This window comes from Nocardioides sp., assembly GCF_047607185.1.
GTDB lineage: Bacteria > Actinomycetota > Actinomycetes > Propionibacteriales > Nocardioidaceae > Nocardioides.
This window is the reverse complement of the sequence record NZ_JASGDQ010000004.1, coordinates 1-21,731: the sequence shown is the minus strand read 5'-3', so window position 1 is coordinate 21,731 and position 21,731 is coordinate 1. Positions and strand designations below refer to the sequence as shown.

22 protein-coding genes are annotated in these 21,731 nt (G+C 71.0%); 13 read left to right on the top strand and 9 right to left on the bottom strand.

Features of this window, described 5'->3' with window-relative positions; all coding sequences use genetic code 11:
* Window positions 1-55 precede the first annotated feature (55 nt).
* The 3 genes from QM595_RS00415 (at window position 56) to QM595_RS00405 (ending at window position 4,692) form a co-directional block, all read left to right on the top strand.
* Window positions 56-3,109, top strand: coding sequence for an FtsX-like permease family protein (locus QM595_RS00415; RefSeq protein ID WP_415169538.1), 3,054 nt, complete (start codon window positions 56-58; stop codon window positions 3,107-3,109).
* 61 nt (window positions 3,110-3,170) lie between these two features.
* Window positions 3,171-4,040, top strand: coding sequence for an ABC transporter ATP-binding protein (locus QM595_RS00410; RefSeq protein ID WP_415169537.1), 870 nt, complete (start codon window positions 3,171-3,173; stop codon window positions 4,038-4,040).
* On the top strand, window positions 4,033-4,692 hold the full coding sequence (locus QM595_RS00405) for an ATP-binding cassette domain-containing protein (RefSeq protein WP_415169536.1): 660 nt from the start codon (window positions 4,033-4,035) through the stop codon (window positions 4,690-4,692). Before QM595_RS00410 ends, QM595_RS00405 begins: the two co-directional genes overlap by 8 nt.
* Before the next feature lie 228 nt (window positions 4,693-4,920).
* Here the strand turns inward: QM595_RS00405 and QM595_RS00400 are convergent, their stop codons facing one another.
* From QM595_RS00400 to mca, 3 genes are all read right to left on the bottom strand, one after another.
* Complete coding sequence (locus tag QM595_RS00400) at window positions 4,921-5,964, bottom strand: TerC family protein (protein WP_415169535.1); 1,044 nt, start codon at window positions 5,962-5,964, stop codon at window positions 4,921-4,923.
* A gap of 222 nt (window positions 5,965-6,186) precedes the next feature.
* Entirely contained in the window at window positions 6,187-6,384 is a 198-nt protein-coding gene (locus QM595_RS00395; protein WP_415169534.1) for a heme exporter protein CcmD, read from the bottom strand.
* A 7-nt stretch (window positions 6,385-6,391) separates the two neighbouring features.
* The gene (gene mca, locus QM595_RS00390) at window positions 6,392-7,279 is read right to left on the bottom strand and encodes a mycothiol conjugate amidase Mca (protein WP_415169533.1); all 888 of its coding nucleotides are present in this window, start codon (window positions 7,277-7,279) and stop codon (window positions 6,392-6,394) included.
* A gap of 30 nt (window positions 7,280-7,309) precedes the next feature.
* Here mca and QM595_RS00385 point away from each other — a divergent pair, with 30 nt between their 5' ends.
* Window positions 7,310-7,690, top strand: a complete 381-nt coding sequence (locus QM595_RS00385) for a DUF4307 domain-containing protein (RefSeq protein ID WP_415169532.1) — start codon at window positions 7,310-7,312, stop codon at window positions 7,688-7,690.
* Between the two features lie 145 nt (window positions 7,691-7,835).
* On the opposite strand, the gene QM595_RS00380 is transcribed toward QM595_RS00385, so the two are convergent.
* The 3 genes from QM595_RS00380 to QM595_RS00370 all read right to left on the bottom strand — a co-directional run bounded on the left by QM595_RS00380 (window position 7,836) and on the right by QM595_RS00370 (window position 11,094).
* Window positions 7,836-8,342, bottom strand: a complete 507-nt coding sequence (locus tag QM595_RS00380) for a GreA/GreB family elongation factor (protein WP_415169531.1) — start codon at window positions 8,340-8,342, stop codon at window positions 7,836-7,838.
* Window positions 8,343-8,487: 145 nt separating this feature from the next.
* Window positions 8,488-9,819: an AI-2E family transporter gene (locus tag QM595_RS00375; protein ID WP_415169530.1), complete on the bottom strand. Its 1,332-nt coding sequence runs from the start codon at window positions 9,817-9,819 to the stop codon at window positions 8,488-8,490.
* 117 nt (window positions 9,820-9,936) lie between these two features.
* Window positions 9,937-11,094: a cystathionine gamma-synthase gene (locus tag QM595_RS00370; protein WP_415169529.1), complete on the bottom strand. Its 1,158-nt coding sequence runs from the start codon at window positions 11,092-11,094 to the stop codon at window positions 9,937-9,939.
* A 76-nt stretch (window positions 11,095-11,170) separates the two neighbouring features.
* Here QM595_RS00370 and msrA point away from each other — a divergent pair, with 76 nt between their 5' ends.
* Entirely contained in the window at window positions 11,171-11,824 is a 654-nt protein-coding gene (msrA, locus tag QM595_RS00365; protein WP_415169528.1) for a peptide-methionine (S)-S-oxide reductase MsrA, read from the top strand.
* A gap of 137 nt (window positions 11,825-11,961) precedes the next feature.
* On the opposite strand, the gene QM595_RS00360 is transcribed toward msrA, so the two are convergent.
* Complete coding sequence (locus QM595_RS00360; protein WP_415169527.1) at window positions 11,962-12,813, bottom strand: hypothetical protein; 852 nt, start codon at window positions 12,811-12,813, stop codon at window positions 11,962-11,964.
* The gene (locus QM595_RS00355; protein WP_415169526.1) at window positions 12,813-13,877 is read right to left on the bottom strand and encodes a DNA adenine methylase; all 1,065 of its coding nucleotides are present in this window, start codon (window positions 13,875-13,877) and stop codon (window positions 12,813-12,815) included. Before QM595_RS00355 ends, QM595_RS00360 begins: the two co-directional genes overlap by 1 nt.
* Before the next feature lie 122 nt (window positions 13,878-13,999).
* Here QM595_RS00355 and QM595_RS00350 point away from each other — a divergent pair, with 122 nt between their 5' ends.
* The 7 genes from QM595_RS00350 (at window position 14,000) to QM595_RS00320 (ending at window position 20,396) form a co-directional block, all read left to right on the top strand.
* Complete coding sequence (locus tag QM595_RS00350; protein ID WP_415169525.1) at window positions 14,000-14,890, top strand: XdhC family protein; 891 nt, start codon at window positions 14,000-14,002, stop codon at window positions 14,888-14,890.
* Between the two features lie 58 nt (window positions 14,891-14,948).
* Window positions 14,949-15,197 (top strand): hypothetical protein, encoded by a 249-nt coding sequence (locus tag QM595_RS00345; RefSeq protein ID WP_415169524.1) that lies wholly within the window; start codon window positions 14,949-14,951, stop codon window positions 15,195-15,197.
* Window positions 15,197-16,066: an AAA family ATPase gene (locus QM595_RS00340; protein WP_415169523.1), complete on the top strand. Its 870-nt coding sequence runs from the start codon at window positions 15,197-15,199 to the stop codon at window positions 16,064-16,066. Before QM595_RS00345 ends, QM595_RS00340 begins: the two co-directional genes overlap by 1 nt.
* Window positions 16,059-17,180 (top strand): vWA domain-containing protein, encoded by a 1,122-nt coding sequence (locus QM595_RS00335; RefSeq protein ID WP_415169522.1) that lies wholly within the window; start codon window positions 16,059-16,061, stop codon window positions 17,178-17,180. The genes QM595_RS00340 and QM595_RS00335 overlap by 8 nt, the downstream gene beginning before the upstream one ends.
* Window positions 17,181-17,519 carry a hypothetical protein gene (locus QM595_RS00330; RefSeq protein WP_415169521.1) on the top strand — a complete coding sequence of 113 codons (339 nt, stop codon included), beginning with the start codon at window positions 17,181-17,183 and terminating at the stop codon, window positions 17,517-17,519.
* A 2-nt stretch (window positions 17,520-17,521) separates the two neighbouring features.
* On the top strand, window positions 17,522-17,962 hold the full coding sequence (locus QM595_RS00325) for a hypothetical protein (RefSeq protein ID WP_415169520.1): 441 nt from the start codon (window positions 17,522-17,524) through the stop codon (window positions 17,960-17,962).
* A 103-nt stretch (window positions 17,963-18,065) separates the two neighbouring features.
* The gene (locus tag QM595_RS00320; protein WP_415169519.1) at window positions 18,066-20,396 is read left to right on the top strand and encodes a hypothetical protein; all 2,331 of its coding nucleotides are present in this window, start codon (window positions 18,066-18,068) and stop codon (window positions 20,394-20,396) included.
* A gap of 207 nt (window positions 20,397-20,603) precedes the next feature.
* Here QM595_RS00320 and QM595_RS00315 read toward each other — a convergent pair whose 3' ends face one another.
* On the bottom strand, window positions 20,604-21,197 hold the full coding sequence (locus QM595_RS00315; RefSeq protein ID WP_415169518.1) for a 4'-phosphopantetheinyl transferase family protein: 594 nt from the start codon (window positions 21,195-21,197) through the stop codon (window positions 20,604-20,606).
* Window positions 21,198-21,279: 82 nt separating this feature from the next.
* On the opposite strand from QM595_RS00315, the gene QM595_RS00310 reads away from it, so the two are divergent.
* Window positions 21,280-21,636: an SIP domain-containing protein gene (locus QM595_RS00310; RefSeq protein ID WP_415169517.1), complete on the top strand. Its 357-nt coding sequence runs from the start codon at window positions 21,280-21,282 to the stop codon at window positions 21,634-21,636.
* Window positions 21,637-21,731 lie beyond the last annotated feature (95 nt).

Here is a 21,731-nt window from a genome sequence, read left to right as displayed (position 1 = left end):
CGGCCACGAAGCTCACCGCGACACCTCGGCGGCGCCTGTGGCAGGGTGAGGTCTCGTGTGGGCGGCGATCAGGCACCGGAAGGGGCAGGCCGCCGTGATGGCCGCGCTGGCCGCGCTGATCACCGCCTGCGCCGCGTTCGCGCCGCTCTACGACCGGGCGATGCAGCAGTCGCTCTCCGACGTACGGCTCGCCTCGGCGACGCCGCTGCAGCGCGGCGTCCAGCTGACCAATGCCGCGCTGGTCACCAAGAGCCCCGACCAGCACCCGCCGATGTCGCCTGACGAGATGGTCGACACGATTCCGGCGACCGTCCGCGACGCGATGGCCGCACCGATCACCGGCTACTCGGCACGGGCCGCCACCGAGCCGTTCGGGAACGCCGTGCTGATCGGCATCCTGCTGGGACGCACCGGCCAGTGCGACCACATCGAGGTCGCCGAGGGCAGCTGTCCGACGCGGTCCGGCGAGATCATGGTCAGCGAGGCGGACGTCACCGCGCTCGGCCTGGAGCCGGGCGACCAGTTGGAGCTGCACGGCGAGCCCAGCTGGGACGACTCAGAGGAGTTCGCGACCGCGACGCTCACGGTCGTCGGGGTCTACCGCACCACCACCGACCCGTGGTGGTTCGGCACGGCACTGACCGGCAGCGCGGGCCTGGGCGGCGAGCCCGGCCAGCTGCTGCACGACTCCTGGCTGACCGACCCGGGGACGTTCACTCAAGCGGGCCTGCTGCTGTCGGAGGAGGTCAGCTGGGTCGGCCTCCATCTGGGCCAGGAGCGGATGGGCGTCGACCGGACCATCGCACTCGGCACCGCCGTGGCCGGCTTCCGAAGGGAGGCCAGCGACCAGGCGGTCAACGTGATCTCCGGGCTGCCGGCGATCAGCGACGACCTCGTCGAGCAGCACGAGCAGTCCAAGGTGACGGTGCCGCTGCTGATGGTGCAGCTGGCCTTCCTCGCGCTGGTCGTGCTGTGGCTGGTGCTGCGGTCGGCGACCGAGCAGCGGCGACCGGAGATCGCGCTGGCGCGGCTGCGGGGCCGGGGCCGGCGTGGAGCCCGGGCACGGCTGCTGGGCGAGCTGCTTCCGGTGGTGCTGGGCGGCGCGGTGCCCGGCGTGCTCCTCGCGCTGGCGGCCGGGTGGTGGGTGCGGCACCTGATGCTGCCCGGCTCGGCGCCGTTCGAGGTCAGCGGCACGCTGGTCCTCGCTATCGGTGCGGCGGTCGCGGCACTGGCGGTGGCGGTGTTCGTCGCCGCCCAGCTCTCGGCCCGCGAGCCCATCGACGCGCTGCTGCGCCGCTCGGCCACCCAGCGTCGCGGCTGGCGGATCGGCATCGCCGACGCCCTGGTGGTGGCTGCCGCCGGCGGGGTGGTCCTCACCTTCGTCTCCGGCGGCCTCTCCGGGCCCGCCGCGCTGGCCGGGCCGGCGCTGCTGGCGCTGGCGGTCGGGCTGGTGCTGGCTCACCTGTCGATGCCGACCGCTGCCGTCGTCGGTCGTGCGCTGGTACGACGGGGGCGGCTGGTCGGCGGGCTGAGCCTGTTGGACGCCGCCCGGAGCCAGGCCACCCGCAGCACGGTCGTCATCGTGACCGTAACCGCCGCCCTGGTGACCTTCGCGGCCGACGCCTTCGCGGTCGGTGACCGCAACCGTGCCCTGGCGGCGGCCCAGCAGGCCGGCGCGCCGCTGGTCGCCGAGGTCGCCGGGGTCAACCTGCGTGGCGTCGAGGCCGCCGTCGCGGCGGCCGACCCGAGCGGCCGCGAGATGACGGTGGTGGCCCGGTCGCGGCCGGTGGGCCAGGACGCAATGCAGACCCTGGCGGTCGATCCCGAGGTGTTCCCCCGGCTCGCGCTGGGTGACGCCGGTGATCCCGGGCTGTGGCAGCAGCTGGTGCCCTCGGACGCCCAGCCGCTGGAGATCACCGGCACCGATCTCCGGGTCGACATCACCAACCAGGGCTTCAAGGCGATCGGCGCCTCCAGCAGCAAGCTGGTGGACATGCATCTCGGCGTCGACGTGATCCGCAACGGCGAGCTGCTCACCACCAGGATCGGCGACGTACCCGGGATCGGCGGCACCCGGCACGGCTCCGGCACGTTGAGCTGCGAGGCGGGCTGCTTCCTGGTCGGCATCCACTTCGACACCCTCCCGGGCGCCCAGCAGGCCGGCACCATCCGGCTCTCGGACATGACCGTCGACGGCGCTCCGGTCGCGCTCGGCCCGGCCGACCAGTGGGGCGCGCTCAAGCCCGACGAGGGCTCGGTCGCCGTCGCCTCCGACGACGGCACCTCGCTGGCGCTGACCGTCGACGTCTCGGGCACCAAGGACTACTCGCTGCCACAGGTGTGGCTCGCCGTCGACCTTCCGGCCCTGGTCACCGGCAGTCTGCCGCCCGGTGCCAGCGACGAGCAGCTGCCGGTGACGGGCCTGGACGGGATCACCCGGATCGCCTCGCTGGCGGGCCGGCTCGACCGGGTGCCCGCCTCGCCGCCGCGCACGGCGGTGGTCGCGCTGAGCACGCTGGAGCGCGGCAGCCGGGTCGGTGCCACCGTGACGCTCTCGGTCTGGCTGGAGCGCGACGATCCGGCGCTCCTGGACCGGCTCGACAGGGCGCTCGCCGAGCAGGGCGTGCAGGTCCAGACCACCACGTCGCTGACAGAGGTACGACGCAGATACGACGAGTCGACCGCCGCCTGGAGCCTCGACCTGGCCGCCGTGGTCGGACTGGTGGCGCTGCTGGTGGCGCTGCTCGCGCTGCTGGTGATGGCCGCGACCACCTGGCGGCAGCGCACCCGCGACCTGGCGGCACTCTGGCTGGCCGGCGTACCCCGGCGACAGGCGCGGTGGATCACCGTGCTCGCCTCGCTGCCGGCGGTCGTGGTCGCCGCCATCGCGGGCACCGCGTGCGGCGCGCTCGGGGCATCGCTGTCCATGCCCGACGTACCCCTCTTCGCCACCTCGCCGCTGGTCGACACCCTCGACCTCGACACGCCATGGCGCACGCTGCTGGTGACGGCGGTGGTCGCGGCGATCGTCCTGGTGGCCACCGTGGCGATGGTGGGCGCGAGCGCCGCCCGCCGGGCCCGGCTGACCAACCTCAAGGAGGTGTCGTGAGCGAGCTTGCGAGCGAACCACAGGCATCACGCCGCCCCGGAGCGCAGCGAGGAGGGCGGTCGTGAGCGGAGCGAGAGGCGACGGCATGAGGGGCCTGCGGGTCTCCACCCGCGGCCTGGTGCACATCTACCGCAGCGAGGGCCACGACGTCGCGGCCCTGTCCGGGGTCGACCTGGAGGTGGCCGCCGGCGAGTTCGTCGGCCTGCTCGGCCCGTCGGGCGCCGGCAAGTCGACGCTGCTCTCGCTGCTGGCCGGCGTCTTCCGGCCCAGCGCCGGCAAGATCCGGGTCGGCGACACCGAGCTGGCCAGCGCGAGCGAGCGGGAGCTCGACCTGATGCGGGCCACCAGCGTCTCGCTGATGCTGCAGGGCGCCGGCCGCAACCTGCTGCCCTATGTCAGCCCGATGGAGAACGTCGTCTTCGCCCAGCGCTCCGCCCGACGCGCCGGGGCCGAGCTGCCGGAGCCCTACGAGGTGCTCGCCGAGGTCGGTCTCGGCGACGCCGCGCACCAGGGGCTGGACACCCTCACCCCCGGTCAGCGGCAGCTCGCGGCCATCGCGGTGACGATCGGTGGCCGCCCCGGGGTGCTGCTCGCCGACGAGCCGACCAGCCAGCTCGACCACGAGGCACGCGACACCGTGCTGGCGACGCTCGCCGACCTCAACCGGAGTCTCGGCATGACCATCGTGCTGGTGACCCACGACCCGCACGTCTCGGCGCTGCTCCCCCGCACCGTCACCATCCGCGACGGCCGGATCGGTGGCGAGGGCCGCAGCGGCGAGGAGTACGCCGTGGTCACGCCCGACGGCAGCCTGTCACTGCCGCCCCACGTCCGCGACGACCTGCCGCCGGGGACCCTGGTGCGGCTGCATCGCAACGAGGACGGCTCCTATCGGCTGGAGGCTGCACCCGAGGAGACCGGCCATGAGTAGTGACCTGGTGACCAGCGACCTGTCGGTGTCCTACGACGACCTGGCGGCCGTCCAGCCGCTCTCGTTGACAGTCCCGCCCGGCGTACTGCTGGCCGTCACCGGCCCCTCGGGCGCCGGCAAGTCGTCGCTGCTGTGGGCGCTGGCCGGCGCGCTGCCGATCTCCGGCTCGGTGTCGCTCGGAGACACGCCGCTGACCGGCCGGGACGTCGCCGCCCGGTCGGGGGTCGCCCTGATCCCGCAGGGCAACGCGCTGGTCAGCACGCTGACCGCCGAGGAGAACGTGCTGGCGCCCCTCTTCGCCGCCCGGGTGCCCGCCCGCGAGGCACGGGAGCGAACCGCCGTCGCGCTCGGCCTGGTCGGGCTGGAGGAGTCCGGCGGCCACCGCGTCGACGAGCTCTCCGGCGGCCAGCAGCAGCGGGTCGCGCTGGCCCGCGCCTTCGCGCTGCGAGCCAGCGTGCTGCTCGCCGACGAGGCGACCAGCGACCTCGACGCCGGCAACCGGGAGCGGGTCGTCGCCGCGCTGCGGGCCGAGGCCGACCGGGGCGCGATCGTCGTGATGGCGACCCACGACACCGACGCCGCGGCGGCGGCCGACGGCGAGCTCGCCCTCGACCAGGGCGTGGCGACCTGGCCACGGCCGCTGGTCCGGTAGCCGCCGGTCACAACTGGTGGCGTTTGCCGCCGGAATCGCCATCGGCGCAACCGGCGCCGCGGTGAACCGTTCGCTGCCATGACAGGAGGCTTCCCGCCCTCGTGGGCGGTGAACCACGGCGCCGTTCGACCTGTGGAGAACTCGGCCGGACGCACGAGGCCCGGAAACTGGTGGCGTACGACGCCGAGCCGGGTCGTCGTACCGCCGAACGCCACCAGTTGGTGGCCGTCAGTCGTTCTCCCAGTCGCGGCGCGGGCCGGTGGCGGCGTCCCGCTCGGCGATGCTCATCCTGCGCGAGGCCAGCAGACTGACGACCGTGGTGACGGTCAGCGTGCCGATGATGACGACCAGGGAGAGCCAGATCGGGATGTCCGGCGCCCACTCGACGTGGTGGCCGCCGTTGAGGAACGGCAGCTCGTTCTCGTGCAACGCGTGGAGGATCAGCTTCACGCCGATGAAGCCGAGCAGGAACGCCAGGCCGTAGGAGAGGTAGATGAGCCGCTCCAGCAGGCCGCCGATGAGGAAGTAGAGCTGGCGCAGGCCCATCAGCGCGAACAGGTTGGCGGTGAAGACGATATAGGGGTCCTTGGTCAGGCCGTAGATCGCCGGGATGGAGTCGAGCGCGAAGAGCAGGTCGGTGGTGCCCAGGGTGAGCACCACGAAGAACATCGGGGTCAGCAGTCGGCTGCCGTCGATGCGGGCCAGCAGCGAGGTGCCGCGCCACTCCGAGGTCGCCGGCAGCCGCCTCTCCGCCCACTGCACGAGCTTGTTCTCCTCGTACTCGTCCTCGTCCTCGGCGCCCTCCTTGGCGAGCTTGATCGCGGTGTAGACCAGGAACAGGCCGAACAGGTAGAAGACCCAGCTGAACTCGTTGATCGCGGCGGCGCCGACGAAGATGAAGATGGCGCGCATCACCAGCGCGAGCACGATGCCGATCATCAGGGCGGTCTGCTGGAACTCCCGGGGCACCCGGAAGTTGGCCATGATGATGATGAAGATGAAGAGGTTGTCGACCGAGAGCGAGTACTCGGTCAGCCAGCCGGCGAAGAACTCCGCCGACGGGTTCGGCGACAGCTCGTGCGGCGAGGCGAAGATCGCCAGCCCGATGCCGAACAGCACCGCCAGGCCGACGAAGACGGCCAGGTGGCGGCTCACCTCGCGGATGGTCGGCTCGTGCGGGCGGCGGGCGATGACGAGCAGGTCGACGGCCAGCACGCCGAGCAGCAGCACGACGGTGACGGCCCAGACGGTGGGCGAGGCGACTGAATCCATGGATTTCTCCTCCGGAGCGTGTGACAGGACTCCGGAGGTCTCTTCCGCCCGCGATCGCGGACCGACGGCGCCGGGCCTCGCCCGTCAGGGCTCGGCCGTGGTGACGACACCGCCGCGAAGGAATACTCCCCTCCTCGGGCCGTCAGTCTCCCATACGGGCGCAGCGGGACGCGAACCGGCGCGGTCACCGCGACACGAACACCTGGGACCTACGAGGACGGTCTAGCGGGGGTCGAACTTGGAGGGCAGGATGCCCGCCTCCTTGGCTCGCTGCGCCTTGCGGAGCTGGCGCACCAGGCTCCAGCCCAGGAACGCGACAGCCGCGACCAGCGCCAGGAAGATGCCGAACGCGGTCCAGCCGGCAACGACGTCGTTGTCCTTCGGCGTCGGATCAGCAAGGGTCACGATGAACGGCAGCATGGTTCTCCTAGGGTACGACGCCGGCGAACAGGTCGTCCTCCGGCACGGTGGTCTCGACGTGGCTGGTGACCAGTTCGAAGTCCTCGGTCGGCCACACCTCCGCCTGCAGCTCGCGCGGGATCGCGAACCACGAGCTGTCGGGGTCGATCTGGGTGGCGTGGGCGAGCAGCGCCTGGTCGCGGACGCCGAAGTAGTCCGAGCAGGGCACCTTGGTGGTGATCCGGGCGTCCCACTCCGGCTCCGGCTTCCAGTGCTCCAGCCGCTCGGCGTAGGGCGACTCCAGGCCGTGGGCCAGCATCGCCTCGTGCAGCGCCAGGGTCTTGGGGTAGTTGAAGCCGTGGTGGTAGTAGAGCTTGAGGGTCTGCCAGGGCTCCCCCAGCTCGGGGTGCCAGTCGGGGTCGGCGGCCTTCTCGTAGGCGTAGACCGAGACCTGGTGACACATGACGTGGTCCGGGTGGGGATAGCCGCCCCGCTCGTCGTACGTCGTCATCACGTGTGGCCGGAAGGAGCGCACCAGCCGGACCAGCGGGATGGCCGCCTCCGCGACCGGCACCAGCCCGAAGCAGCCCTCCGGCAGCGGCGGCCGGGGGTCGCTCTCCGGCCAGCCGGAGTCGACGAAGCCCAGCCAGTCCTGGCTGACGCCGAGGATGTCGCGGGCCCGCTCCATCTCCTGGCGACGGATCTCGTGAATGTTCTCCAGGATCCCGGGCCGGTCCATCTTCGGGTTGAGGATCGAGCCCCGCTCACCGCCGGTGCAGGTCACGACGTGGACGTCGACGCCGTGGTCGACGTACATCGCTGTGCTCGCCGCGCCCTTGCTCGACTCGTCGTCGGGGTGGGCGTGGACGTGCATCAGGCGCAGGCCAGCCCACTTGCTGTCGGGGTGCTGGGGCATGAGCAAATCCTAGGTGGGATGGTTGGGGGCATGGACGAGAGGTACGCCGCCGCACCGTCGCCCTGGCCGAAGGTCTTCATCGTCATCGCCGGGGTGCTGATCGTGGCGCTCGCCAGCTGGCTGGTCTGGGCGATCTGGGAGCGCTCGACACCGGAGGTGACCTCGAAGCTCACCTCCTGGAAGGTGGTCGACGAGCACACCGCGACGGCGACCCTGATGGTCGACCTCTCCGACCGCGTCGAGCATCCCAGCTGTCTGCTTCGGGCCTTCGCGGAGGATCACTCCAGCGTCGGCGACGCCCCCTTCACACCCGTCGACGGCGCCAACGAGGTCACCATCCGCACCGAGCGGCTGGCCACCTCGATCGAGTCGGTCGGGTGTACCACTGACGGCCAGAACGACGCCCGCTGAGCTCTGAGCGTCGTCCGGCGGAGCGTCAGCTGCGTTGCGGGCGCTCGACGACCGCTCCGCTCCCAAGGTCGCCTTCGCGCCCGCGCCTTGCTGCCGCACGCGCCGGACGACGCTCAGTCCGTCAGACGTTGAGGCGCTCTGGCCGTCAGGCGTTGAACAGTGCGGCGCTGAGGACCTGGACCGTGATGGCCCGGCCGGTCGGGCCGGTGAACTCGACGGTCTCGCCGGCCTTGTGGCCGAGCAGCGCCTGGCCGATCGGGGCGGCGGGGCTGAAGACGTCGCCGTCGTAGAACGGCTTCATCTCGATGGAGGCGAGCAGGAAGGCCTCCGCCTCGTCATCGTCGTCGCCGTCGTACTTGTAGGTGATGACCTTGCCGGGAGCGACGACGCCGTCGTCGGCCGGCTCGGTGGTGTCGGCCTTGCGCAGCAGCGCCTCCAGAGCCTGGATCTCGCCCTCGAGACGGCCCTGGGCCTCACGCGCCGCGTGGTAGCCGCCGTTCTCCTTGAGGTCGCCCTCGTCGCGGGCGGCACTGATCTCGGCCACGATCGCCTGTCGCTGGGGACCCTTCATGTCCTCCAGCTGAGCGGTCAGCTGGTCGAAGGCGGACTTCGCCAGCCAGATGGCGGCGGTGGCTTCGGTCTGCTGCGTCATGGTCGTGATGCTCCTGTGCATATGCGCGAATGCTGGGCGCCGGAAGAAAACACGGCTAGCGATGTCGGCGGGCCAGTCCTTTCTTTCGACGGCCCAGCGGACTGTCAGAACTCTCAGTGTAGCAATGGCGTGGTCACGGCGCAGGTCACCAGGACTCCTCGTCGGGGTCGTCTCCCAGCCCGATCGGCGACTCCAGGCCCGCCTGGTCCGCCGCCGGACTCCCCTCCGCGGCCAGATGCTGGACCACCGCGTTGAGCGCCGCCGAGACCGGCACCGCCACCAGGGCGCCGGCAACGCCGGCGACCAGCACGCCCACGGCGATGGCGACGATGACCGCGAGCGGATGGACCGAGACCCATCTGCCAAGCAGGAACGGCTGCAGGCCGTGCGCCTCCAGTTGCTGGACCAGGATCACTCCGGCCAGCATCAGCAGCGCGGTGACCGGGCCCTGGTCGACGAGCGCGACCAGCACCGCGACGCTGCCGGCCACGGTGGCGCCGATCAGCGGCACGAAGGCGCCGAGGAAGACCAGCACCCCGATGGCGGCGACGAACGGCACCCGCAGCACGAGCGCGACGATCATGATGCCGATCGCGTCGACGGCGGCCACGATCACCGTCGCGCGCACGAACTGGGTCAGCGAGACCCAGGCGACCCGCCCGGAGCTGTCGACGCGAGACCGGGCGGCGCGAGGGGCGAGCCGGACCGCCCAGGCCCAGATCCGCTCGCCGTCGGCCATGAAGAAGTAGGTCGCGAACAGCGCGATGAAGATGCCGGCGAAGACGTGGGTCAGGGTGGAGCTGACCTCGGAGACTCGGCCGACCACGTCGGTGTTCTTGCCCCAGTCGGCGATGGACTGCTGGGCGGTGGCGATGACGTCGTTGATCTGGCTGTCGCTGGCGTGCAGCGGGCCGTCCTTGAGCCAGTCCTTGATCTCTCCCAGGCCCCGCACGGTCTGGTCGGCGAGATCCTGGGCGCCCGCGGCCACCTGCTGGCCGGCGAAGGTCAGCAGGCCCACCACGAACGCGAGCCCGCCGAGCACGACCAGCAGCGAGGCGGCGCCGCGGGGCAGACCGATACGCTGCAGCAGGCTGACCAGCGGCACCGCGAGCGCTGCGACGAGCAGCGCGATGACGAGGGGTACGACGACCACGCCGAGGAAGCCGATCGTCCGGGCCAGCACGTAGCCGGCCGCGACGATGACCAGGAAGCGCCAGGCCCACTGGGCGGCGAGCTCGACGCCCCAGGGCACCTCCGGCTTCCCGGTGGTGGGCGTGACGATGATCTGTGGAGCGGCGAGCTGGGCCTGGCGCTCCTCGCGCAGCTGACTCCACTGGTGGAAGAGCCGGGCCGCGAACCGCTCGTCGTCCTCGCCGCCGCGCCGCCGCCGGACCCGGCGCAGCTCCGCGGCGTCGGGGTCGACCTCCTCGGACTCCTCCTCGGGCTCGGGCGGTGTCAGCGCCTCCTCGTCACTCACGCTCCCAGGCTAGGCGACGTCCCCCGCCGAGAGGTCCCGGATCGCCCCCCGAGGAGTCCCGGATCGCCCCCCGAGAGGTCCCATATCGCCCCCCGAGAAGTCCCGGATCGCCCCGAATCAGCCGAGCGCGCGGTCCAGGTCGGCCACCAGGTCCTCGGCGGTCTCGATGCCGACGCTGAGCCGAACCAGGTCGGCGGGGACCTCCAGGTCGGTGCCGGCGACGCTGGCGTGGGTCATCCGGCCGGGGTGCTCGATGAGCGACTCGACGCCGCCCAGCGACTCACCGAGGGTGAAGACCTGGGCCCGGTCGCACACCGCCAGCGCCTGCGACTCGCCGCCGGCGACGCGAAACGACACCATGCCGCCGTACCGCCTCATCTGCCGAGTCGCGACCTGGTGGCCCGGGTGCGCGGCGAGGCCGGGGTAGATCACCTCGGCGACCCGCGGGTCGCCGCTCAGGAACTCGACGATCCGCTCGGCGTTGTCGCAGTGCCGCTCCATCCGCACCGCGAGGGTCTTCAGGCCGCGATGGGTCAGGAAGGCGTCGAACGGGCCGGCCACACCGCCCATGGCGTTCTGGTGGAAGCCGATCGCCTCGGCCAGCTCGAGGTCGCGCACGACGACAGCTCCACCGACCACGTCGGAGTGCCCGCCGACGTACTTCGTCGTGGAGTGGACCACGATGTCGGCGCCGAGGGCGAGCGGCTGCTGGAGGTAAGGCGAGGCGAAGGTGTTGTCGACGACGAGCAGCGCCCCGGAGGCATGACACAGCGAGGCGACGGCAGAAACGTCGGCGATGGTCAGCAGCGGGTTGGTCGGGGTCTCGACCCAGACCAGCCTGGTCCGTCCCGGCTGGATCGCCTCGGCCACCGCGGCCACGTCGTCGACGGGCGCCGGGGTGTGGTCCAGGCCCCACGGCTTGGCCACCTTGTCGACCAGCCGGAAGGTGCCGCCGTAGGCGTCGTCGGGGATGACGACGTGGTCGCCCGGCTTGGTCAGCGCTCGCAGGACGGTGTCCTCGGCGGCCAGTCCGGAGGCGAACGCGAAGCCGCGCTCGCCCTCCTCGACCGCCGCCAGCGCACCCTCCAGCGCGGTCCGAGTGGGGTTGCCGCTACGGCTGTACTCATAGCCGCCGCGCAGCCCGCCGACGCCGTCCTGCTTGTACGTCGAGGTGGCGAAGATCGGCGGGTTGACCGCGCCGGTCGTCGGGTCCGGCTCGTAGCCGGCATGGATCGCGCGGGTCTCGAAGCCACTCTTGTCGCGGTGCTGGGTCACGGCCCGATCCTATTTGGCGGCGGGAACGAACCCCTCACCGGCGTTGTTGCAGACTGGTGATCCAGGAGGTCCACCCATGTTCGGTCGTCCCACCAGTCTCTTCCCGCCGGAGCGCACCCTGCCCGGCCGCGACTCCGCCCCCTACGAGCTGCCCGCGAGGCACCGGGTGCTCGGCACACCGCTGCTCGCCGATCCGGCCGACGGCACCGCGCCGGCAGGCTTCGAGGTCGCCTACTTCGGTCTCGGCTGCTTCTGGGGCGCCGAGGAGGTCTACTGGCGCCAGCCGGGCGTCTACACCACCTCGGTCGGCTACCAGGGTGGCGAGACTCCGTGGCCGTCGTACGAGGAGGTGTGCAGCGGCCTCACCAACCACACCGAGGCGGTCCGGATCGTCTTCGACCCCGCCGTGGTCTCCTACGCCGACCTGGTCAAGACCTTCTTCGAGGTCCACGACCCGACCCAGGGGATGCGGCAGGGCAACGACGTGGGCACGCAGTACCGCTCCGCGATCTACTACACCACCCCGGAGCAGGCGGCCGTCGCCGAAGAGCTGAGGAAGGTGTACGGCGAGGAGCTGGCCCGCCGCGACCTCGACCCGATCACCACCGAGATCGCCCCCGCACCGACCTACTACCCGGCCGAGCCCTACCACCAGCAGTACCTCGACCGGGTGCCCAACGGCTACCGCTGCCACGCGACGACCGGGATCGCCTTCCCCAGCGAAGGTTGACCGGTCAGGCCCGGTAGGCGGCCGGCGTCGCGAGGCCGGCAGGGCGAACAGCGCAGTTGCGCGCACTCCGCATGGCCGCCTTCTGGCACCTCCAGGGCCGAGAAGCCCAGGGTGTCATGTCAGGAGTCCTTCGGTTGTCATGGCGCGACGAGGTGGCGCAGCCGTGCGGCCTGCTCCAAGTCGGTCTTGAACTGGTCGAGTGTGTTGAGGGTGTAGAGCCCGTCGATCTCCCCGGCTTCCCATAGCGCGTGAATCTGGCGGAGATCGCTAGCACGGTTGAGCCACCCGATCCCGTCCACCACAGCCATGACGAACTGGGTCGGCTTCCGAACGTTGGCCATGTCGCGAATCTCGCGCAGGGCGTCGGTCAACTTCGAGCCCGTCGAGTCGAACGCCTTCGCCGCGACGACGATCTGCGCAGCCGCTCCACCAGTGGGCACGGCGAGGTCACACGGGGCCGTCTGCCCGTTACGTCCTTCGAAGCGGGTCCGCAGTCCTAGCGGGAGACCGAGGTCCGCCGCGATCTGCTCGATACGGTCCTCCACGAGCCTCCCAGCGGTCGCCGCCGAGGTCGCGTTGACGCGCGTCCCGGCTCGGGCCACGAGCAGGTCGCCGAAGGCGTATTCGCGGTGCCGCTGCAGTTCGAGGCTCGTGACCAGAGCAAACTCATGGTCGAGCATGGCCGCGATAGCGCCGGGGTCGGTTCGGGCAAGCGTCACCCATCCCGAGGTGCCGAGGTGCTGCTTCAGGGCGTTCTTGACCTTCTCCTGCGAGAGTCCCACGACAAGGCCCAGCACCGGCACGTCGTTGGGGTGTTGTCCGATCCACTCCGTCAACGTCGCGAGGTCGATAGTCGGCAACGCCGCGAGCGAGTCGGCAGCACTCTTGATCGCAAGTGACTCCGGGGTTCCCGCGGTCGGATCGACGTGCGCCGTGATGCGCGAGAGAGTGGCGGCGTACTGGTCGTACGTCGGAATCGCGGCGGGCATCAGCGAGCCACGAAGAGATACTCGTCCACCGAGCGGCGGGTAACCGCCTTGTGGGTGCCGTAGTGGTACGTGTGCGGAATCTTTCGCACCTCCACGTCGCTCTTCACCTCGCGCAGCAACGAGACGATCGTTTCCATATCGGGCAGCGCGTTCGAGCCATACGACAGGACGATCGCCCCGGAGTCAGAGAACCGCTTGAAGGTGTCGCGGAACGCCTCGACGATCGTGTGACGGTGGCTGTAGCCGGTGTGCGGCTTGGGCAACTTCTTCGAGTTGGTGTTGAGCATGAGCGTGTCGCCCTGCCAGTAGCGCGAGAGCCCTTCGAGGAAATGGAACCGTTTGATGTAACAGTTGTCGTCGCTCGGCGGGGCGTACGGCGGGTCGAGGTACACGAGGTCGTACGGCCCCGAGTCCATGGCCGACGCCTCCTGCATCGTCACCCGGGCTGTCGGTCCCTCGAACACCGCGTCGTTGTACGTCTCAACATGCTCGATGAAGTGCTCGCGCATGGAGAGTCGAAGGTCGCGGCGTCCGTCGTCGTAGCGCGACAGGTCGCCGGTGATCGTGAAGACGCCGCGGGGCTGTTTCCGCGCCGCCGAGAGCACGAGAGCACTGATCGCGAGTGCCTTCCTGTCACCCTCCATCGTCGCGACGTGACTCCACGCCGAGTCGAGGAAGGCCCGGTCCTCGGCGTCGTAGAACACGCCGTCGAAGGTTGAGGCAACGAAGTCTCGATCATCCGCAGCCGGGCCGGTGATCCGCTCGACGTCCTCTGCGGTCAGGCGCTCGGAGTTGTTGACCACGGTGGCCGAGGCGAGCACCCCAGGGAACTGCAACATGTCGTTGGCCGTCACCTCGAAGCCCTGTCGCTTCAGGAGGTAGGAGACGACGCCGGAGCCGCTGAAAGCGTCGAGAGCAGTCCTGCCACCGACCTCGGCGAACACCTCGGCCAGATGCGGCACGAGCGCGTACTTGCTCCCCATATAGCGGATGCGCGGATAGAACGCGGCCGTGAGCGCCGACGCCTGCGAAGCGGTCGTGCCGTCGAAGAGCGTTGCGGTCATGCCTTGATCTTGCCGGAGTGCGCCTGCCCTCGGGTGACCCACACGCCGAGAATCAGGTGAGTCGAAACATGCGTTGCACCGTAACTCCGCGCACCGACGGCCCGGGCTCTACGCTCGTCAGCGTGTTCGACATCGCGCTCTCGGTGGTCTCCTGCCTACGGGCGGGCACTCGGGTGGACGTGGCCTGGCTGGTCGAGGCTGACCTCGGCGCCGACGTGGACCTGACCGAGGCGGTCGGACTGACTCCGGGTGGCGGCCGGTTCGGCAGCCTGCTCGGTGGTGTGCTCGACGGCCCGCTGGCCGACACGGCCGTCACGGCCGGCTCCGGCCGGCGGGTCAACCTGGTCGTCGACGACCTGGCGGCCACCGCCGCCGGCCTCGGCCGCGGCGGCGCGGTGACCTGTCTGGTGGTGCCGGCCGACCGGCTCCCGATCGAGCTGTGGCAGCGGCTGGTGGACCGCGACCCGGTCTGCCTGCGCACCGTCCTCGACGGCGACGAGGTGGTCACCGTCGAGGTCACCGAGGAACCCGAGGCGCACGACCTGCTCGCCACCGGCCGGTCGGCCCGGCTCCAGCGCGACGGCGAGGTGCTCACCGTGCTCAGCCCGCTCCCCCGGCTGGTCATGCTCGGCCGCGGCCCGATCATCGACGCCGTCGAGCAGGTCGCGACGGCGGTCGGCTGGAAGGTCACCCGCAGCGGCCAGCCCAGCCAGCTCACCCTGCTGGCGCAGACCCTGACCCCGCGCGACAGCGTGGTGGTGATGAGCCACGACGTCGAGGAGGCCTGCGCCGTGCTCGGCGCCGCACTGGAGGGCGATGCCGGCTACGTCGGCGCGCTCGGCTCGCGCCGGATGCAGCAGGAGCGGGCGACCTGGCTCGAGAGCGAGGGGTACGCCGGCATCGACCGGATCCACGGCCCGGCCGGTCTCGACATCGGCGCCGCCACGCCCGGCGAGGTCGCGGTCTCGATCGTCGCGGAGGCGATCGCCGCGCACGCCCAAGCGATCGCTTAACGACACCAGGTCCCGAACCGCCGGCCGGCGTAGTCTGGCCCGTGAAGGAGGTCTGGCCATGACCGACGGTGCGAACAAGACGATGAGCGTGCTCCGATCCGTGTGGAGCACCGAGGAGCTCGAGACCGAGCGGGCAGTCGCCGAGGACTGCGGACCGCAGAAGACCTGCCGCAACATGAAGCACGTGACCTTCGACGGGATGGCCGAGCCGGGCAGCGACCTGGGCACGGCCTGGCGCGAGAAGCTGGCCCGGGAGGGCAAGCTCGGCAGCGGCTCGCTGGCCGACCTGGTCTTCGGCAAGTCCTGATGGCCGCGGGAGGCGTCGCGGAGCTGACCGCGACGCTCCGAGAGGGCGGCTACCTCGCCGACCGCGGGCTGGCGACCTCGCTCCTCCTCGGCCTGCGACTCGGCCGGCCGATCCTGCTGGAGGGCGAGGTCGGCGTCGGCAAGACCGAGGTCGCCAAGACCCTCGCCACCGTTCTCGGCCGGCAGCTGATCCGGCTGCAGTGCTACGAGGGCATCGACACCTTCCAGGCGCTCTACGAGTGGGACTACGCCAAGCAGATGCTGCAGATCCGGGCACTGTCGGAGGCGAGCCTGACCGACGACGGCGCCGTGGACCAGCTGTTCGGGCCCCGGTTCCTGCTGGAGCGGCCGCTGCTGGCGGCGGTGCGTGCCGGCGACCGGGCGGTGCTGCTGATCGACGAGGTCGACCGCGCCGACGACGAGTTCGAGGCGTTCCTGCTCGAACTGCTCTCCGACTTCCAGATCACCATCCCCGAGCTCGGCACCATCAAGGCGGAGCGGCCGCCGCTGGTCATCCTCACCTCCAACCGCACCCGCGAGCTCCACGACGCCCTCAAGCGCCGCTGCCTCTACCACTGGGTCGGCTACCCCGCCCCCGAGCGCGAGGTCGAGATCGTGCTGGCGCGCGTCCCGGAGGCCGCCGAGGCGCTCACCGCCAAGGTGGTCGCGGCGGTCAACCGGCTGCGCGACCTGGAGATGGCCAAGCCGCCCGGCGTCGCGGAGACCATCGACTGGGTCCGCAGCCTGGAGGTGGTCGGCGCCTCCGACCTCACTCAGCAGGCCGCGGTCGACACCCTCGGCAGCGTGGTCAAGGAGTACGACGACCTCCAGCTCGTCACCGACAACCTGGATCGAGTCGTCGGTGGCTGACCCCGGGGTCGAGCTGGTCGGGTCCTTCGCCGACTTCGGCCGGGCGCTGCGCGAGGCGGGGCTGAGCGTCGGCACCGGCGACCTGCAGACCTTCTCGGCAGCCGTCGCGGAGCTCGACCCGGCCGACCTGATGGACCTCTACTGGGCCGGTCGCACCACTCTCGTCACCCGTCACGACCAGGAGCCGACGTACCACGACGTCTTCTGCGAGTTCTTCCTCGGCCAGGAGCCGCCACCCGGGCCGCTGCCGCCGTCTCCGCAGCAGCGGGAGGACGCCTGGGCGACGCTGGCGATGCCGGAGACCGAGCCCGACCGCGGCAGCGCGTCGGAGGAGTCCGCGGCGGTGCTGGGCCTGGTCGCCTCGGACGCGGCGACGCTGAAGAGCAAGGCGTTCTCGGCGTGCACCGAGGAGGAGCTGCTGGCGCTGCGGCGGATCATGCGACACATCCGCATCAACCCGCCCCGGCGCACCACCCGACGCACCCGACGGGCACGGGACGGCCGGCTGCCCGACCTGCGCCGTACCGTCCGCGAGACCATGCGGACCCACGGCGAGCCCGCCCGGCTGTACTGGCGACGCCGGGACCGGAAGCGGCGTCCCCTCACCCTGATCCTCGACGTGTCGGGCTCGATGGCCGACTACTCCCGCAACCTGCTGCAGTTCGCCCACATCACCAGCCGGGCGACGACCCGGGTGGAGGTCTTCTGCTTCGGCACCCGGCTCACCAGGATCACCCCCGAGCTGAGGCACCGCGGCATCGACACCGCCATCGACCGTGCCGCCAAACGGGTCTTCGACTTCGACGGCGGCACCCGGATCGGGGAGTCGCTGGAGACGTTCGCGGGTGACTTCGGCCGCCGGGGCGTGGCTCGCGGCGGCATCGTGGTGATCTGCTCCGACGGCCTCGACCGGGGCAGCCCGGTGGTGTTGGAGCAGGCCCTGAAGCGGCTCCGGCGACAGTGCCATCGCATCGTCTGGCTCAGCCCGCAGGCCGGCGCGGCCCACGCCAGCCTGGCGATGCGGGTCGCCGAGCCCTACCTCGACGCGGTGCTGCCCGCTCGCGACCTGGCCTCCCTGGAGGCGTTCGCCCACACCCTGAGCGAGATGAGATAGATGGCCTACGAGGACCTCGATCCCGACGACGCCGGCCCGATCCGGTGGAGTGTCTCGGTGCGCGCCGACGGCGACCGCGAGATCACGCTCGCGGAGATCGTCGAGCTGGCCGATGCCGTGGCGGAGCACGGCGGCATCGCCTCGGGCATGGGCACGACGTCGTACGGCGCCCAGGTGCTGGTGGTGGCCGACGGTCCGCGCCGCGCCGCCGAGCTGGCCTCGGCCGTCCTCACCGAGGCCGCCGCGAGGGCTGGGCTGCCCGACTGGCCCGTCGCCGACGTCCACGTGATGAGCGAGGAGATGGACATCGCCGAGGACGACGAGCCGGTGGTCTTCTAGCCATGATCCGGCTCGGCTCCCTGGGCGGCTACCCCTTCGAGGGGCCGCGACTGCTCGCCGGCTGGGACCCGCCGCCGGCCGCCGGCGTCTTCGCGGTCTTCTACAAGCCCGATCCGGCCAAGCCGGACCGGCTGGCCGTGATCTACGTCGGCGAGGCCGAGAACCTCGCCGAGGCGGGCTTCCCCTTCAAGCACCCCGCCGCGCCCTGCTGGATCAAGCGGGCCGGCAACAAGCTCGACCTCTCGGTGGCCTACTACGAGGTCCCCGGCGGCCCTGGTGGCTCACGCAAGCACCGCGAGCAGATCGTCGCCGAGCTCGCCTCGGTCTACCGACCGGGCTGCAACGAGCAGCAGTACGACGTGGCCTGGAAGGCGGAGTGGATCGGCTCCTACTACACCCCGATCCACTCCGAGCTCACCACCAGCCGCGACCCCGAGGTGTGAACGCTGTGCGGGCCGGGCATTCGACAGTTTGTCCGATCTAAGTTAGTGTCGCCTTACCTTAGTCAGATAAGGCTTGCCTCCCGCAGGCTCGAACAGGAGAGACATGAGCAGCATCACCGTGCGACACCTAGGCCGCGGCGCGGCCGCGGTGATCGCCTCGGCCCTAGGACTCAGCGCCCTCGCCGTCGCCCCCGCCCAGGCCGGACCGGGTGGCGTGGAGGGACCCGGGTGCACCGTCGCCAACGGCACCGAGACCGTCTACATCACCTCGGCCACGACCCTGGCGAAGGGCACCACGGTCTCCTTCGTCGGCACCGACTTCGTCGGCAGCGCCGGCGTCTTCCCGACCGTCTACGTGAAGTTCGACGCGGAGTCGTCCAGCAACAGCTACGCCGGCACCGCGACCTCCGTCAACGGCACCGCCGGCGCCTTCCAGGTGCAGGGCGACGGCTCGGTCTCGGGCTCGATCACCATCCCCGACGACATCGACGACGCCACGGTCAACCCGTTCGCCGAGGGGCCCCACTTCCTCCGCGTGCTCGGCCAGCCGCCGGCCGTGTCGTGCTACTCCGACGACTTCGAGGTCGCCGCCGACGCGGCGACGGCGCCCGTCATCACCGCCGTCGGCTCGGTGTCGAGCGGTCGCAGCGGCTCCAACGCCGTGGTCACGGTCAACGCCACCGGCTTCGAGGCCGGCGAGTCCGTGACCGTCACCAAGGCCAACGACGCCGCCAACACCGTCCTCGGCACGCTGACCGCCGACGCCAGCGGTGCCATCACCAACTCGACCATCACGGCCGCGGTCGGCACCACGCTCCCCGCCGGCGACTGGCAGCTGATCTTCAACCGGGCCGACAGCAGCGACGCCCCCGGCATCGCCCAGGTCACCGTGCCCGCCCGAGTGGCGATCACCGGTGCCGCGCTCGACACCGACGCCACCATCACCATCACCAATGCCCAGCCGGGCGCCGTCTTCGGCTCGGTGACCATGGACCCGAACTCGGCGGTCGAGGGCGACGACGTGACCGTCTCGACCGGCGCCATCACCGCCGACGCCAGCGGCGCGGCCACCGGCACCATCCACGTCCCGGACGGCGCGGCCAACCTGGGCACCAAGACCTTCACGGCAAAGCAGACCCAGCCCTACGGCGCCAGCTACACCGTCAGCGCCAAGGTCTCGCCCAGCACGGCGACCTTCGGCACGGACAAGTTCGACGTCATCAGCACCGCCGACGGCGCGATCCTCGACGGCCTGTACCAGACGGCGTACAACGCCACCACCCAGGCGCTCTACGCGACCACGGCCTACCAGACCGACAGCGTGTGGGACGGCACCCTCTACAAGCTCGACCCGGCCACCCTCGCCGTCCTCGACTCCGAGCGGGCCCCGCTGGTGCCTGACGTGACCACCGGAGCCCGACTCGCGCCGTACGGCGTCGGCGTGGACGCCGACCACGACACCGTCTGGGTCACCAACACCCGCCAGAACACAGTCAGCGTCTACGACGGCACCACGCTCGACCCGATCTACTCCGCGCCGGTCGGCTCGGTCTCCCACTCCCGCGACGTCCTCTACGACCCCGGCACGCAGCAGGTCTACGTGACCTCGGCCAGCGAGGGCACCTCCGGCGAGGGCTACATCAGCGTCTTCGAGGCCGACGACCTGGACGGTGACGGCACGAAGTACGAGAAGATCACCGACATCGCGACCGGTGCGCGCACCGTCTACTCGCCGATGAGCCTCGAGCTCGACGTCGACAGCCACACGCTGTTCTCGCCGAGCCTGTCGAGCCAGCAGGTCGCCAAGGTCGACACCACGACCAACACGGTCTCCTATATCACCGTCGACGGCATCGTCGCCAGCGGCCGGGGCGCCTCGGGCATCGCCTACGACAAGGTGACCAACCGGCTCTTCATCGCCAGCCAGAACACCGACGAACTCGTGATCGCCGACGCCGACACCGGCGCGACGCTCTCCGAGATCCCGACCGGCGCGGGCGCGCTCAATGTCGCCTTCGACCCGGTCAATCGGCTCGCCTACGTCGCCAACTTCGGCGGCTCGACGATCACCGTGGTCGACCCCGACGGCAACAAGGTCGCCAACCTGCCCTACCCGCGGACCAACCACGTCCACGAGGACGGCAAGGGCAACATCTTCGCCGTCGACAAGAACTCGGGCAACCACGTGTGGAAGCTCAGCCTGAAGTCGGCCACCACGACCACCGACGGCGACACCACCACGCCGGTGACCTCGACGGTGACCGACCCGAAGGCCGAGAAGGTCAAGAAGATCAAGGCCCAGATCAAGAAGGTCAAGGCCCAGATCAAGAAGGCCAAGAAGGCTCACCAGGCCGCCAAGGTCAAGAAGCTGAAGAAGAGGCTCGCGAAGCTCAAGAAGAAGCTGAAGAAGGCCAAGAAGCAGCTCCAGAAGTAGCCCGGTACGACGGCTGCCCCGCTCTCCCCGTCGGGAGGGCGGGGCATCGTCATCTCATGACCGGGAGTCAGGCCGGGTTGGCGAGGCCAACCTCACGCCATCGTGTTTGAGAAGACCTGGCCGTGAGCTGCGCGGCGTCCCACGCAGGGGGCGCCAGGCGCCGAAACGAGCGAGCCGCTGTGTGGTCAGGACTTCCCCAACACGTTCTCAGTTCGCCCAGCAACCGACGGCGTCGCCGTCGGTCCACTCGACGAGCTCTCGATCGGCGATGCGGACCGCGGGCTCGCCCCCGGCGAGTACGTCGAGCCGGCCGGCGTCGGCGAGCCGGCCGGCGCCCGCCTTGACGAGCGCCTCCTTGCGAACCCAGAGCCGCGTGAAGGCGCGGTCGGCATCGGGCTGGCGCCACAGCCACTCCTGCTCGGACTCGGTCAGCATTCGCGCCACGACGCCGGGGCTCACCGGCCTGATCCGCTCCACGTCGATGCCGACCGGTCGCTCGGCGGCGGCCGCCGCGACCCAGCCGCGGGTGTGGCTCAGGCTGACGTGGAGACCGGTGCCGGCGATGGCCGGCCGGCCGTGGTCGGTGCGCTCGCAGTCGGGGCAGCGCTGCTCGAGCACCAGCTCCGCCGGGTCGGCGCCCAGCAGCTCGGCGGCAGCGGCGCGGACCAGGACGTGGGCAGCGAGGTAGGCAGCGCGATCGGCAGGCAGCCGGAGCCGGTCGTGCCGGGCTCGCTCGACCTCGGTCAGCCAGCCGGCGTCGTACTCCCCCGCCGAGACGGCCGCGAACCTGAGGACACTCACGCGTCCATTGTGGCAGCGAGCAGAGCGCCGACCTCCGGGTGCCGACGACCCGGCCGCGACCGCCGTCATTCCGGGCGTGGAGATGTCACATGTCAAGACCGGATCGGCCCGCTCCGCCTCAGCACGTGCTCCGTGTCGAGTCCTCGCCGCCGGGCGGCTGAGCATCGACTTCGTCACCCACGGCGACGAGGGCGTCGCCGGGCCGTGGGCCGCCCGCGCGGTGGCCGGCGATACCCTCGCCGCCGCGGCGTCAGAGTGGCCGGCCGGCACGCAGGTGTTCGCCCACGGCGAGCGGGAGTCGGTCAAGGCGGTACGTGGCGTCCTACGAGAGCGGGCGGTCCCCCGGGAGTCGCTCTCCATCTCCGCCTACTGGGCCAGGGGCCGCACGGAGGACGTCTTCCAGGCCGAGAAGCGCGAGCCCATCGGCCAGATCAACTAGCCGCGAGTCGGCAGAAGTGCAGGCCCCACAGGCCCCGAGTCGGCAGAAGTGCAGGTGCCTGACCCGCACTTCTGCCGACTCGGCCGGTTTCAGAC